This window comes from Aurantiacibacter xanthus, from assembly GCF_003584015.1.
In the GTDB taxonomy this organism is placed as follows: Bacteria; Pseudomonadota; Alphaproteobacteria; order Sphingomonadales; family Sphingomonadaceae; genus Alteraurantiacibacter; species Alteraurantiacibacter xanthus.
In genome coordinates this window covers 17,411-30,618 of record NZ_QXFM01000038.1, presented here as the reverse complement: position 1 = coordinate 30,618, position 13,208 = coordinate 17,411, and the positions used below count along the sequence as shown (strand labels likewise).

The window sequence follows — 13,208 nt, the reverse complement described above, 5'->3', positions numbered from 1 at the left end:
GGGCCTCGTCGAGCAGCGCGCGAATCTCTGGCGTCATCTCGAACCCGTCCATTTCGAGCGTGGGGTCGGGCCGCAAGGCGCCCGCCGCCAGCGCGCGGGTGTAGATCGCATTGAACTGCTCGACCGCGCGCACCAGCATCCGCGGCACGTCAGCCTCGCTGTCGGCGCGCATGGTGAACTCTTCGAGATACCGGTCATCCGGGCCATAGCGCGCGGTGAAGGTGCCGACGACGGGGCCACCCGGCCATTCGTGGCGCAGCCTGGCAATCGGGATCAGCACGTCGGCTGCGCCAAACTGGTCGAGCAGGTTGTTCCACCAGGCGCGGCTGCGGCGTCCGGTCTGGCCATAGGTCAGCAGCAGCGAATCGGAGCCCGAGCCCACGGGGCGCACATAGTCGATCGCGCTCGATCCGAACTGATACTCGGCCCAGGCGCGCTGCCATTGGGTGCGCGTTTCGAAGGTGGTGGCCGTGCCGCCGCTCATCATCACCGGCATCAGCAGCATCGGCGCCGAGCGGGCGCGATTTCCGCCCCCACCCAGCAGCGGGCCGGCACGCTGACGATCAAAGATCACGCCCAGCCGCGCGATATAGCGGCGCGGGCCGATATCCTCTTCCTCAACCACGATGGCCGAGACCAGCGACTCGAGTCGCGCATCGGGCAACTCGGGGCCCTCGATCTTCTTCCACGCCTTGCGGGTCGCCTCCAGCCAGCCCTTCGAGCGAGCATCCTCCGGATTGTCGCCACTGACGTTCACCTCGATCCCGTGGACCTCGATATCGGTGGAGCTGGCGACGGGCGGAATGCCGCGATCGCCCGCTACCTGCGCCATCAGCGCGGCGGCAAGGGCCAGGGCAAAAGCCGCAAAAAGGCCGATTGCGAGCCGCTTGTGGGGGCCTTGCGCAAGGGCGGCGGGGAGGAGAGTGCGTGTGGTCATCGGGGAAATCGTGGGCCTTTTGCCCAAAGGTGAGTGGAAATCCAAGCGCGAAAGCTTATGGCGTCTGCACTATGAGCTCCAACACTCCTTCCTATACCTATGCCCAGGCGGGCGTCTCCATCGCTGCGGGCAATGCCCTCGTCAAGGCCATCGGGCCGCTGGTCAAGGCCACGCGCCGCGCCGGTGCCGACGGCGAGATCGGCGGCTTCGGCGGTTTCTTCGACCCGCGCGCGGCCGGTTATACCGATCCGCTGCTGGTCGCCGCGAATGACGGCGTGGGCACCAAGCTCAAGCTCGCCATCGACAGCGGGCAGCATGACACCGTGGGAATCGACCTCGTCGCCATGTGCGTGAACGACCTGATCGTGCAGGGCGCGGAACCGCTGTTCTTCCTCGACTACTTTGCCACCGGCAAGCTGGAGAACGGCGTGGCCGAGCGGGTGATCGCAGGCATCGCTGAGGGCTGCGTACAGGCAGGCTGCGCGCTGATCGGCGGCGAGACGGCGGAAATGCCGGGCATGTATTCCGAGGGCGATTACGACCTCGCGGGCTTCTGCGTCGGCGCGGTGGAGCGCGGCGAGCAGCTGACCGGCAACAAGGTTGCGCCGGGCCATGTGCTGCTGGCGCTGAAAAGTTCGGGCGTCCACTCGAACGGCTATTCGCTGGTGCGACGGCTGGCGGCGGACAAGTTCTGGCAGCTCGACGCCCCCGCCCCGTTCGATGCCGCGCGCCCGCTGATCGACGCACTGATGGAGCCCACCCGGATCTATGTGAAGGCGCTGCTGCCTGCGGTGCGCGCCGGTCTGATCGACGCGCTCGCGCATATCACCGGCGGCGGCCTGCTCGAAAATATCCCGCGTGTGCTGCCCGAAGGCGCGCGTGCGGTGGTCGATGCCGATGCCTGGGAACAGCCCGCGCTGATGACTTTCCTTCAGAGCGAGGGCAACATCGCTCCCGGCGAAATGGCGCGCACCTTCAACTGCGGCACCGGCATGGTGCTGGCGGTCGATCCGGCGAAGCTGGAGGCCGCCAAGGCCGCGCTCGCCGAGGCGGGCGAAGAGGTGCTGGAGATCGGCGTGATCGAGGCGGGCCAGCGCGGCTGCACCGTGCGTGGCTCGGCGGGCACCTGGGGCGCTGACGCGGCATGGGACGCGGGCCACGATGCCTGAGGCCACTCGGCCCAAGGTCAGGGTCGCCGCGCTGCTGTCGGGCAACGGCACGACCATGTCGGCGCTGCACTATGCCTCGAAGCTGCCGGGCTGCCCCTACGAGATCGTGCTGGTGGCGAGCAACGTGCCCGACGCGCCGGGCCTGAAGATCGCCGCCGCCGAGGGTCTGCCCACCTTCGCGCTCGACCATCGCGGGATGGAGCGGCGCGCGCACGAACAGGCTATGGACACAGCGCTGCGCGAATCGGGTGCGGAGTATCTGGCGCTGTGCGGCTATATGCGCGTGCTGACCGCAGACTTCGTCGCCGGGTGGGAGGGCCGTATGGTCAACACCCACCCCTCGCTACTGCCGAAGTACAAGGGGCTCGACACCCACGCCCGCGCCATCGCGGCAGGCGATGCCTTTGGCGGCTGCTCGGTGCATGTGGTGACGCCCGAACTCGACGGCGGGCCGCTGCTCGGCCAGATGCCGGTGGCGATCCTGCCCGAGGATACGCCCGACAGCCTCGCCCGCCGGGTGATTCTCGCCGAATACCAGCTCTACCCGCGCATGTTCGCCGACTACGTCGGGCGGTCCTGAGCGGTTGGCCAGTTCGCCCCCGCCCCGCCCCCACCTGCTGACCCGTTCGCGCACCTCGGCGCTCGCCGACCGCGCCATCGACGCGATCTGGCGCAACGGGCTGCACCCGCGCCCGGCGCTGGAGCCCGAGGCGCTGTGGGACATCGGCGCAAAAGGCTGCGATCCGGCAGACGAGCACTATGGCCGCAGCGCCGAGGACGTGGCCGATTTCCGGCTTCGGCTCGAACATCTGTGCCAATCGTTGCGCGATGAGGCGCAGCTTAACGCGCTCGGGCACACAATGGCCTATGGCCAGATCACCGCGGCCATCCGCATGCGGCATCGGTTGGGTGCCTTGTGGCGCAGCAATCCGGGCATCGAGCAGACCGCCATCGCCCCGCCGATCATCGTCGTGGGCCAGATGCGCGCGGGGACGACGCGCATGCACCGCCTCCTCGCCGCCGATCCAGCCCATGCCGGAACGCCGTTTTATTGCGCGATGAACCCAGTCCGCAAGCAGCCCGAGCTGCGGCCGATCAAGACCCGCATCGGCATTGCGGTTGCACGCCAAATCAACCCGTGGATCGACATGCAGCACCCGTTCGGCGCGACGCTGGTGGACGAGGAACTGCCCTGGCTCTCCTACGCGCTGTCGCCTGCGGCGCTGGAGGCGCAGTATCGCATCCCCTCCTTCGTCGCCTTCAGCGAGGCCCGCGATCCCGCGCCGGTCTATCGTGAATTCGCCCGCGTGCTGCGTTCGGACGCGGCGCAAATGGGCAATGCCGCGCGCCCGCGCGTGCTCAAGTGCCCGCAATATGCCGAAGACCTGCCCGCACTGCTGGCACAGTTTCCCGAGGCGCGCGTGGTCGTCACCCGGCGATGTTCGGACGAAATTCTCGCCAGCACCCTCTCGGTGGTGGCAGGGCAAATGGCCTACCAGAGCGACCGGGTGGATCTTGACGCGCTCGAAACAGAGTGGCGCCGCAAACTGGCGCTACGCGAAGCGCGGATGACTGCGGCACTGGCTGGCTTTTCCGGCCCCGTGGCCGAGGTGGAATTCGACGCGCTGGGAGCCGACTGGAAGGCGGAAATCGCCCGCGTCTATCGCACTTTGGGCCTGCCGCTCAGCGGTGAGGCCATGGCGGCGATGCGGGCCGAGCAGGGGCGAGCCGAAACCAGCCCCCACCACGGACACCGCGCCGTCTATCAGTTTTAGAGTTTGATGACATTACGCTGATCCACTTCGCTCCCCTCCCCTTGGGGATGGGCTTTGCGGGTCAGTGCTATGTCATCCTGCTCTAGGCTGCGTCGCGCGCCTTCGCGACAATCGCCGACAGGTTGTCCAGCAGACCAAGCCGCTGCTTCTTGAGCGCCTCGGCGCGCTCGTCCGATGCCGCCTCGACCTCGCTTTCGATCCGGTGAACTTCGCGGTTCACCTCGTGATACTCGTCGGCCAGACGGGCAAAGTGCGCGTCGGTCAGCTTGAGCTGGTGCAGCAGCTCGCCATCGTTGGGAAACTCGGCGGCGAGTTCATGGGGCGTGTGGCTCATCGGGGCATTCTCCTGTTGTTGCAGACCGACATTTGCCGCAGCGGCGCTACCAATACCTTGCTCTCGATCAAACAAAAGCCCCGCCGGATCGCTCCGGCGGGGCCTTGTTGTCTGCGCGCTCGCCAATGGCCAGCGCGGACAATCAGCCGACGATTTCTTCCGGCTTGAAGAAGTAGGCGATCTCGATCGCGGCGTTCTCTTCGCTGTCCGAACCGTGGACGGTGTTCTCACCGATCGACAGCGCCAGTTCCTTGCGGATCGTGCCCTCGGCAGCATCGGCCGGGTTGGTCGCGCCCATGATGTCGCGGTTGCGGGTCACGGCGTCTTCGCCTTCGAGCACCTGCACCACCACCGGCTCGCTCATCATGAACTCGACCAGCTCGCCGAAGAACGGGCGTTCCTTGTGGACGGCGTAGAAGCCCTCGGCCTGTTCCTTGGTCATGTGGATGCGCTTCGAAGCGACGACGCGCAGGCCGGCTTCTTCCAGCATCCTGGTGACCGCGCCGGTCAGGTTGCGGCGGGTAGCATCGGGCTTGATGATCGAAAACGTGCGGGTGACCGCCATGGGTAATTCCTTCGCGAAAGTTGGTTTATGTCTCTTTCGCGCGCGCCCCTAGCGGCAAGCACGGCCCCAAGCAAGCAGGCCGAGCAAGCCGGGCCGCGATCAGCTCTTGGTGCCGATGGTCAGCGTGGCGCGACTTCCCCCCTCGTCGCGAGGAGCCGCGTTGATCGAGAACACCAGCCCATCGGGGCTTTCGCCCGAGACGATCTGCGCCTCGTTGGCCTTCATCTCCATCTTGATCTCGATCCCCGCCGCCTCGGCTTCCTTGCGGTAGAAGGCGACGATCTCTTCGGCCTTGGCCGGGCTTTCCAGCTCCACCAGCGCCCCGTTGCTGCCGCCCGAGGAGACGTTGGTGCTGGAGACGACCCTCGCACCGGGATAGAGCGTGAAGCCATCGGGCAGGTTCGCCGCGGCCCCTTCGCCGCTTTGTACCTTCACCGTTTCGCCTTCGGCATTGGTGACGGTGGTGACGGTTTTTCCGCTATCCTCATCGACCGTATAGGTGATGTCGCCGTCCTCGGTCTCGATCGTGTTCGAATCGTCCGACCCGCAGGCGGCAAGTGCCAGAACGGCGGCGGAAATCACAACTGCGCGCATTGCCCGATTACCCCTCGAATGTCCCAATCCTGCCCGAGGTCTAATCCATCAGGCCTGCTTGATCCAGCGCCCGGATTCCTGCCGCCAGAAATTGCGCTCGACGCCCGCCTGATCGCCCAGCTTGCGCCAGGTGTCGCGCGCGCCCGCGCGGCGTGAATCGTCGAACAGAAGGAAGGCCCGCGCAAACCCGAGCGCCTCCTCACGCCACTGGCCATCGGCCAGCAGGACATAGCGCGCGCCATTGGCCGCCGCGCAATCGGGCGCGAGCAGGATCGGCTGACGCTCGGCATGGGGGGCATCGGCGCGGCCGTGGGCGAGGAAGTCCTGCGGAAATTCCTCCCACAAGGCGCGGTCCATGTCTTCGCCCGCGCCAACCACCAGCAGCCGCTCGCCCGCACCAAGCGTGGCGCGGGCGAGCTGTGCAGTGGCCTGCTCGGCGCTGGCCGTTTCGAGCAGGTAGAAGTCGACGCGCATGATTCTCCGCCCTACCGCTTCGCTGCTTGAGGGCGGGATCCTCTGCCCCACCGCTTTGCTGCTTGAGGGCGGGATTTTCCACCCCGCCGTTGCGCTGCTTGAGACAGAAATGAAAGGCGCGCCAATTCCGGCATCACCCTTCGGCGGTGTCGCGCACGAAGCGGTCGATCAGGCGCACGCCATAGCCGGTCGCGCCCTTGTCCCAGGTCGCGCCGGGCTTGTCGGCCCAAACCATGCCCGCGATGTCGCAGTGCGCCCAGTTCACACCGTCCTCGACATAGCGCTGGAGATATTGCGCGGCCGTGATCGACCCCGCCCAGCGCGGCCCCACGTTCTTCATATCGGCAATCGGGCTGTCGATCAGGCGGTCGTAGGCAGGCGAAAGCGGGAAACGCCACAGCTTGTCACCGCTCGTCTTGCCCGCCGAGAGCAGCCCCTCGGCCAGCTCGTCCGAGTTCGAGAACACGCCTGCGTGCTCCTGCCCGAGCGCGATCATCATCGCGCCGGTCAGCGTGGCGAGATCGACCACCGTCTTCGGCTTGAACTCACGCTGCGCCCAGGTCAGCGCGTCGCACAGCACGAGGCGGCCTTCGGCATCGGTGTTGATCACCTCGACCGTCTGCCCGCTCATGGTGGTGACCACGTCACCGGGGCGCTGGGCATTGCCATCAGGCATGTTCTCGACCAGGCCGCAGACGCCGACCACATTGGCCTTGGCCTTGCGCCCCGCCAGCGCCACCATCGCACCCGCCACGGCACCTGCGCCGCCCATATCCCACTTCATGTCTTCCATGCCCGCGCCGGGCTTCAGCGAAATGCCGCCGGTGTCGAAGGTGACGCCCTTGCCGACAAATACGGTCGGCGCATCGCCAGCCTTGCCGCCGTTCCACTTCATCACCAGCAGTTGCGCCTCACGCACCGAACCCTGACTCACACCAAGCAGCGCGCCCATGCCGAGCTTTTCCATCTCGGCCTCGCCCAGCACCTCGATCTCGACGCCGGTGCCCTTGAGGCGCTCACGGCAGCGTTCGACGAAGCTCTCGGGATAAATCACATTGGCCGGTTCGCTGACCAGCTCGCGGGTGAACTCGACACCGCGCGCGAGCGCCTCGGCCTCGTTCCACGCGGCTTCGGTGCCCTCGGGCGCGCCGACCACCACCACTTCGGCCAGCGTCGGCTTCTGCTCGTCGCGCAGCTTGGTGCGGTAGGTGTCCCAGCGCCATGCCCGGAGGCGAAGGCCAAGCAGCACGGCGGCCACTTCCTCAGCGCTCAGCGAGCCGTCGCGGCAATCGAGCGCCAGCGCGGTCTCGCCCGAGGTGAGGAACTTGGCGGTCAGCGCCGCGCCCGCCTTTTCGAGCGAAGGCAAACGCTCCTTGTCCTTCTCGCCCGCGCCGGCCAGCGCAAGGCGCACCGGGCCGTTGTCGCCCTCGTAAAAGCCCTCGAAAGTCTGCCCGGCCTTGCCCTTGAAGCGCGAGGCCTCCGCGCCGCTCGCAATGATGGCGGGCAGATCGCCCGGAAGAGCGCCCTGTCCGACCACACGCGCAACAAGGCGGGGCGAATTGGCGTCGAGGGCTTGGCTAAAGGCAATGTTCATGGTCACTCCGGTCATGCTGATGCGATCGGGGCACAGCGCCGACATGTCGAATGCGCCGCGATCAAAGCTGGCGTTGCGAATTAGGATCGCACAGTGCAATAGGCAAGCCATGCTCCCCCTAAGGCGTTATCCTTCGAAGGCACTCTTGCGCAGTCTGCCCCTTATTGGCGTGGCCGGGTTTGCCATGCTCGCCGCTTTGCCTGCCTATGCGCAGGAAGCCCCCGATACCGCCGCTGAAGAGAGCGAAACCAGAGGCAAGAACGCCGATCTGATCGACGCCCTTGATGGCGAGCGCGAGATCGATTTCGAAGCCAACGAAATTCTGTTCGACCAGGACACCAACACGGTCACCGCGCAAGGCGACGTGATTCTCGAAGCGGGCGACCAGTCGGTGCGCGCCGAACGCGTGGTGTGGAACCGCATGAGCGGCGAGATCGTGGCCGAAGGCTCGATCCGCTTCGTCGATGCCGACGGCAATCAGCTGTTTACCGAGCGGCTGGTGCTGACCGACGAGCTTGAAGCCGCCGCGATGAGCAACCTCTTGCTGGTGTTCCGCGAGGGCGCGCGGCTGGCCGCGAACGAGGCCCGCCGCAACGAACAGGGCGATATCGCGCTCGACAAGGCGGCCTTTTCCACCTGCTCGGTGCTGAACGAGGAGGGCTGTCCCAAGAACCCGAGCTGGCGCGTCACCGCCGAGCGGGTCTATTATGATCGGCAGACCCAGCGTATCCGCTTCCGCGGGGCCTATCTGGAGTTGTTCGGCACCCGCCTGCTGCCGCTGCCCGGCCTCTCGATCCGCGCCGATGGCAGCGCCGATTCGGGCTTTTTCATCCCCGAAATCGAGCTGACCGCCTCCAACGGCGTCTCGGTTTCCGACAGCTTCTACTGGCGCATAGCCGAAAACCGCGATCTTGAGGTGAGCGGCTATGTCTACACCGCCACTGCGCCGATGGTATCAGCGAAATACCGCCAGCTGACCGACAAGGGCGCGTTCCAGATCACCGGTTACGGCACTTACGGCAGCCGCCTCCCGCTCACCGCGAGCGGACAGCCGAACGGCCCCAGCCGCAACGACATTCGCGGCTATATCGCCGGCAACGGCCGGTTCCAGTTCAACGAGAACCTCTCGCTGACCGGCTCGCTGCGCTACGCCAGCGACCGCACCTTCCTGCGCCGCTACGACATCAGCCGCGAGGACCGCATCCGCTCGACCGTGGCGCTCGAAAACATCGACAGGAACAGCTATCTTTCGGTGGCCGGCTGGGCGACGCAGCTGCTGCTGGTCAACCAGGATCAGGGCCAGGTGCCGATTGCCCTGCCGCTGGTCGACTATCGCCAGCGCCTCGCCGATCCGGTGCTCGGCGGCACGGTCGAGTTGCAGGGCAACACGCTCGCCATCACCCGCACCGACGGACAGGATACCCAGCGCGCCTTCGCCCGCGCACAGTGGAACCTGCGCAAGATCACCCCGCTCGGGCAGGAGGTCTCGTTCACCGCCCTCGTCCGCGGCGACGTCTATCACTCGGCGCAAAACCACATGACCACCACCGCGCTCTATGCCGGGACCGAGGGCTGGCAGACCCGCGGCGTGGCCATCGGCGCAATCGACGTGAAATGGCCGCTGATCGGCGAGTTCATGGGCGGCACGCAGACGATCACCCCGCGCGTGCAGTTCGTCGCCGCGCCCTCGATCCGCAACCTTTCGATCCCCAACGAGGATGCGCGCGCGATCGATCTGGAGGATTCCAACCTCTTCGCGCTCAACCGCTTCCCCGGTTACGACCGGGTCGAGGACGGCGCGCGCGTCACCTACGGCGCCGACTGGCAGCTCAACTTCCCCGGCTGGCGCATCTCCTCCACGATCGGCCAATCCTACCGCCTCAGCAACGAGCCGGTGCTGTTCCCCGACGGAACCGGCCTGACCGAACGCTTCTCGGACTTCGTCGGCCGGACCGAAGTGCGCTATCGCGACTTCCTGAAGCTCGTGCACCGCTTCCGTCTCGACAAGGACAATTTCGCCATTCGCCGCGCCGAGATCGACGCGACGCTGGGCAGCGACCGCACCTATGTCGAAGTCGGCTATCTGCGCCTCAACCGCGATATCGAGATCGATTTCGAGGATCTGCAGGACCGCGAGGAGCTGCGGCTTGCCGGGCGCATCGCCTTTGCCAACTACTGGTCGCTGTTCGGCTCGGCGGTGGTCAACCTGACCGATGCGTCGGAAGATCCGACCAACACGTCCGACGGGTTCGAACCGCTGCGCACGCGCCTTGGCATCGCCTATGCCGACGATTGTCTGGAGATGGGCTTCACCTGGCGGCGCGACTATATCGAGCTGGCCGACGCCCGCAGCGGCAACTCGTTCCAGCTCTACTTCTCGCTGCGCAACCTCAGTTTCCGGTGATTTGCCCGCTCCTGCCAGCGCAAGCATTTGGCAGCGCGCACCGTTTTCGATAGAGCCCTGCCGGCACGGCAACGGCTGACTCAGCTAATGTTCAGTCCGGCGCGGTATTGGCCGGAATGCACAGACAGGCACGAGACGACTCGCGCCGCATGGATGAAAGAGAACGATCACGTGATTGCGTTTGCACGAAAGCTCGTAACCATCACGGCGGCGAGCGCCCTCCTGCTCTCCGGCTCGACCGGGGCCTTTGCCCAGGCTGCCGCCCCGCAAGGCGCCGATACCCAGAGCGATGCTTTCAATTTCCCGAGCGACATCTCGTTCCTCAGCCAGAGCGACCCGAACATCCGCCGCGCCACCGCGCGGGTGAACGGCAACATCATCACCGGCACCGATGTCGACCAGCGCGTGGCGCTGATCCTCGCCTCCAACGAGGGTGTCCAGATTCCGGCCGACGAATTGCAACGGCTGCGGCTGCAGGTGCTGCGCAACCTGATCGACGAGACCCTTCAGGTTCAGGAAGCCGCCGCGCTCGACATGACGGTCACGCCTGACGAGGTCGACGAGGCCTATGCCCGCTTCGCCCAGCAGGGCCGCAACATGTCGGTCGAGCAGCTGGGGCAGTATCTCGAATCGATTGGCTCCAGCCCGCGCACGATCAAGCGGCAGATTCAGGGCGAACTCGCCTGGGACCGTCTGCTGCGCCGCAACGTCGCGCCCTTCGTCAACGTGTCGGAGGCCGAGGTAAGCGAGCTGTACGAGCGGATGCAGGAATCGCGCGGCGCAACCGAATACCGTCTGGGCGAAATCTTCCTCCAGTCGACCCCGGCCAACCGCGATGCCGTCAATGCCAATGCCCAGCAGATCGTGCAGCAGCTGCGCGAGGGCGGCAGCTTCCAGGCCTATGCCCGCCAGTATTCGCAGGCAACCACCGCGGCGGTGGGCGGCGATCTGGGCTGGATTCGCGTGGAGCAATTACAGAACCCGCAGCTTGAAGGCATCGTCGGCGAGATGCTGCCCGGCCAGCTGGTCGGCCCGGTGGAGATTCCGGGCGGTTTCTGGATCGGCCTGCTGATCGACCGCCGCCAGATCGGCATGCCCGACCCGCGTGATGCGACGCTCAGCCTCAAGCAGATTTCGATCAACTTCGAACCCGGCACCACCCAGGCCGAAGCCGAACGGCGCGGCAACGCCTTTGTCGCCGCCATCGATTCGATGAATGGTTGCGGCGATGCCAATGCCAAGGCCGCCGCCATCGGTGCTACCGTGGTCGACAACGACGAGATCGCCGCCCGTGCCCTGCCAGAAGCGTTGCAGAACGTGCTGCTCGGCCTCAACATCGGTCAGAGCACTCCGCCGTTCGGCGACTTGCAGGAGGGCATTCGCGTGCTGATGCTGTGCGGCCGCGACGATCCGCCCACCACCGCCGGCCCGGACAAGCGCCAGTTGATGTCGCAGATGGAAGACGACCGCATCAACAAGCGCGCCCAGCGCTATCTGCGCGACCTGCGCCGCGATGCCGTTATCGAGTACAACTGAGCCGATGACCAAGCCGCTGGCCGTCTCGATCGGCGATCCGGCCGGAGTCGGACCCGAGCTGATTTTGGCGGCCTGGCGCGCACGGGCGGAGCAGGATTTGCCCGCCTTTGCCGCCATCGGCGGGCTTGAGGTGCTGCGCGCCGCCGCCGTGCGAGCGAAGTGCGACGTTCCCCTGGTCGAGATTGCGCATATGGCCGAGGCCGCAGGCGTCTTTGCCGAGGGCTTGCCGGTGCTGGCCGGGGCCGACGGCGCCTACAAGCCCGGCGCTCCGGGCGAAGACGGGGCGCAGCTCGCCTTCGCCTCGCTCGAACGCGCGATCACGCTCAGCAAGGCCGACGAGGCCGCAGGGGTGGTGACTGCGCCTGTATCCAAGGCCCAGATCGCCCGCATCGAGCCCGCCTTCGTCGGGCAGACCGAAATGCTCGCCCGGCATTGCGGCCTTGCGGACGAAGACGCGGTGATGATGCTCGCCGGGCCGAGCCTGCGCACCGTGCCGCTCACCGTCCATTGCGCGCTGGCCGAGGTGCCGGGGCTGGTGACGCAGGAGTTGATAATCCACCGCTGCCACATTCTCGCGCGTGCCCTGCGCGAGGACTATGGCATTGCCCGCCCCCATATCGCTGTCGCCGGGCTGAACCCCCACGCGGGCGAAAATGGCCGCATGGGGCGCGAGGAGATCGAGACGATCATGCCCGCCATCGCCGCCCTGCGCGCCGAGGGCATCGACGCCACCGGCCCCCACCCTGCCGATACGCTGTTCGCCCCGCACAAGCGCGCGGGCTATGACGCGGCGCTGGCGATGTATCACGATCAGGCCCTGGTGCCCTTGAAGACGCTCGACTTCGACGAGGGGGTCAACGTCACGCTCGGCCTGCCCATCGTGCGCACCTCGCCCGACCATGGCACCGCCTTCGATATCGCCGGCAAGGGCGTCGCCCGCCCGCAAGCGATGATCGCGGCGATCCGCATGGCCGGAGAAATCGCCGCCCGCCGCGCCGCCGCATGAGCGAGCTTCCTCCACTGCGCGAGGTGATCGCGGCCCACGGCCTGAGCGCGTCGAAGGCGCTGGGGCAGAACTTCCTGTTCGACGAACAACTGCTGAGCCGCATTGCCGCCATTCCGGGCGACCTCTCGGGCAAGGCGGTGCTGGAGATCGGTCCCGGCCCCGGCGGTCTCACCCGCGCCCTGCTGCGCGCCGGAGCCCGCGTCACCGCCATCGAGCGCGATGCCCGCTGCATCCCGGCGCTGGCGGAGCTGTCCGCCGCCTTCCCCGGCCAGCTGCGCGTGATCGAGGGCGATGCCCTGGCCGAGGACCACGCCACCGTGCTGGGCGAGCCGTTTCACGTGGTCGCCAACCTGCCCTACAATATCGGCACCCTGCTGTTCACCCGCTGGCTCGGCGGCGAGACATGGCCGCCTGCATGGCAGTCGCTGACGCTGATGTTCCAGCAGGAGGTCGCCCAGCGGATCGTCGCCGCGCCGGGGTCGGGCGCCTATGGCCGCCTGGCCGTGCTGGCGCAGTGGCGCAGTGCGGCCAAGCTGGCGATGAAGGTCCACCGCAGCGCCTTCACTCCGCCGCCCAAGGTGATGAGCGCGATCGTCCACGTCACGCCTGCCGAAGCGCCCGCAGGCGTAACAGCGCGCGTGCTCGAACGGCTGAGCGAGGCCGCCTTCGGCCAGCGTCGCAAGATGCTGCGCCAGAGCCTCAAGGGTGTGCCCGGTGCTTTGGAGGCGCTGGAGACCTGCGGCATCGACCCGCAGCGCCGCGCCGAAACGCTGGCGATTGGCGAATTCGTGGCGCTGGCACGGGTGCTGTCCTGATACCG

The 13,208-nt window shown here is 66.9% G+C and carries 12 protein-coding genes and 1 pseudogene; 7 read left to right on the top strand and 6 right to left on the bottom strand.

Annotated elements, in window-relative coordinates:
• On the bottom strand, window positions 1–937 hold a 937-nt coding region (locus D2V17_RS04415), incomplete at its 3' end, for a heavy-metal-associated domain-containing protein (RefSeq protein WP_119591916.1).
• Between the two features lie 71 nt (window positions 938–1,008).
• Here D2V17_RS04415 and purM point away from each other — a divergent pair.
• The 3 genes and pseudogenes from purM to D2V17_RS04400 all read left to right on the top strand — a co-directional run bounded on the left by purM (window position 1,009) and on the right by D2V17_RS04400 (window position 3,881).
• Window positions 1,009–2,106 (top strand): phosphoribosylformylglycinamidine cyclo-ligase, encoded by a 1,098-nt coding sequence (purM, locus tag D2V17_RS04410; RefSeq protein WP_119591915.1) that lies wholly within the window; start codon window positions 1,009–1,011, stop codon window positions 2,104–2,106.
• A pseudogene (gene purN / locus D2V17_RS04405) lies at window positions 2,099–2,680 on the top strand (phosphoribosylglycinamide formyltransferase); the annotation flags it as partial. The gene purM and the pseudogene purN, both read left to right, overlap by 8 nt.
• 10 nt (window positions 2,681–2,690) lie before the next feature.
• Entirely contained in the window at window positions 2,691–3,881 is a 1,191-nt protein-coding gene (locus D2V17_RS04400; RefSeq protein WP_119591913.1) for a sulfotransferase family protein, read from the top strand.
• Window positions 3,882–3,963: 82 nt separating this feature from the next.
• On the opposite strand, the gene D2V17_RS04395 is transcribed toward D2V17_RS04400, so the two are convergent.
• From D2V17_RS04395 to D2V17_RS04375, 5 genes are all read right to left on the bottom strand, one after another.
• On the bottom strand, window positions 3,964–4,215 hold the full coding sequence (locus D2V17_RS04395; RefSeq protein WP_119591912.1) for an HP1242/YdcH family protein: 252 nt from the start codon (window positions 4,213–4,215) through the stop codon (window positions 3,964–3,966).
• A gap of 142 nt (window positions 4,216–4,357) precedes the next feature.
• The gene (ndk, locus tag D2V17_RS04390) at window positions 4,358–4,780 is read right to left on the bottom strand and encodes a nucleoside-diphosphate kinase (RefSeq protein WP_119591911.1); all 423 of its coding nucleotides are present in this window, start codon (window positions 4,778–4,780) and stop codon (window positions 4,358–4,360) included.
• 99 nt (window positions 4,781–4,879) lie between these two features.
• Window positions 4,880–5,374: a hypothetical protein gene (locus D2V17_RS04385; protein ID WP_119591910.1), complete on the bottom strand. Its 495-nt coding sequence runs from the start codon at window positions 5,372–5,374 to the stop codon at window positions 4,880–4,882.
• Between the two features lie 48 nt (window positions 5,375–5,422).
• Window positions 5,423–5,848 (bottom strand): DNA polymerase III subunit chi, encoded by a 426-nt coding sequence (locus D2V17_RS04380; RefSeq protein ID WP_119591909.1) that lies wholly within the window; start codon window positions 5,846–5,848, stop codon window positions 5,423–5,425.
• A gap of 133 nt (window positions 5,849–5,981) precedes the next feature.
• Entirely contained in the window at window positions 5,982–7,442 is a 1,461-nt protein-coding gene (locus tag D2V17_RS04375) for a leucyl aminopeptidase (protein WP_119591918.1), read from the bottom strand.
• A 109-nt stretch (window positions 7,443–7,551) separates the two neighbouring features.
• On the opposite strand from D2V17_RS04375, the gene D2V17_RS04370 reads away from it, so the two are divergent.
• The 4 genes from D2V17_RS04370 to rsmA all read left to right on the top strand — a co-directional run bounded on the left by D2V17_RS04370 (window position 7,552) and on the right by rsmA (window position 13,203).
• Window positions 7,552–9,846, top strand: a complete 2,295-nt coding sequence (locus D2V17_RS04370; protein ID WP_119591908.1) for an LPS-assembly protein LptD — start codon at window positions 7,552–7,554, stop codon at window positions 9,844–9,846.
• Window positions 9,847–9,999: 153 nt separating this feature from the next.
• Window positions 10,000–11,382, top strand: coding sequence for a peptidylprolyl isomerase (locus D2V17_RS04365; protein ID WP_119591907.1), 1,383 nt, complete (start codon window positions 10,000–10,002; stop codon window positions 11,380–11,382).
• Between the two features lie 4 nt (window positions 11,383–11,386).
• Window positions 11,387–12,388 carry a 4-hydroxythreonine-4-phosphate dehydrogenase PdxA gene (gene pdxA / locus D2V17_RS04360; protein WP_119591906.1) on the top strand — a complete coding sequence of 334 codons (1,002 nt, stop codon included), beginning with the start codon at window positions 11,387–11,389 and terminating at the stop codon, window positions 12,386–12,388.
• The gene (rsmA, locus tag D2V17_RS04355; protein ID WP_119591905.1) at window positions 12,385–13,203 is read left to right on the top strand and encodes a 16S rRNA (adenine(1518)-N(6)/adenine(1519)-N(6))-dimethyltransferase RsmA; all 819 of its coding nucleotides are present in this window, start codon (window positions 12,385–12,387) and stop codon (window positions 13,201–13,203) included. The genes pdxA and rsmA overlap by 4 nt, the downstream gene beginning before the upstream one ends.
• The last annotated feature ends 5 nt before the right edge of the window (window positions 13,204–13,208 follow it).

Bases quoted from the DNA above. Each gene is read 5' to 3' on its own strand.
- purM (WP_119591915.1), top strand. From the start codon at position 1,009: ATGAGCTCCAACACTCCTTCCTATACCTATGCCCAGGCGGGCGTCTCC.
- D2V17_RS04395 (WP_119591912.1), bottom strand. From the start codon at position 4,215: ATGAGCCACACGCCCCATGAACTCGCCGCCGAGTTTCCCAACGATGGC.
- ndk (WP_119591911.1), bottom strand. From the start codon at position 4,780: ATGGCGGTCACCCGCACGTTTTCGATCATCAAGCCCGATGCTACCCGC.
- D2V17_RS04385 (WP_119591910.1), bottom strand. From the start codon at position 5,374: ATGCGCGCAGTTGTGATTTCCGCCGCCGTTCTGGCACTTGCCGCCTGC.
- D2V17_RS04380 (WP_119591909.1), bottom strand. From the start codon at position 5,848: ATGCGCGTCGACTTCTACCTGCTCGAAACGGCCAGCGCCGAGCAGGCC.
- D2V17_RS04375 (WP_119591918.1), bottom strand. From the start codon at position 7,442: ATGAACATTGCCTTTAGCCAAGCCCTCGACGCCAATTCGCCCCGCCTT.
- D2V17_RS04370 (WP_119591908.1), top strand. From the start codon at position 7,552: ATGCTCCCCCTAAGGCGTTATCCTTCGAAGGCACTCTTGCGCAGTCTG.
- D2V17_RS04365 (WP_119591907.1), top strand. From the start codon at position 10,000: ATGAAAGAGAACGATCACGTGATTGCGTTTGCACGAAAGCTCGTAACC.
- pdxA (WP_119591906.1), top strand. From the start codon at position 11,387: ATGACCAAGCCGCTGGCCGTCTCGATCGGCGATCCGGCCGGAGTCGGA.
- rsmA (WP_119591905.1), top strand. From the start codon at position 12,385: ATGAGCGAGCTTCCTCCACTGCGCGAGGTGATCGCGGCCCACGGCCTG.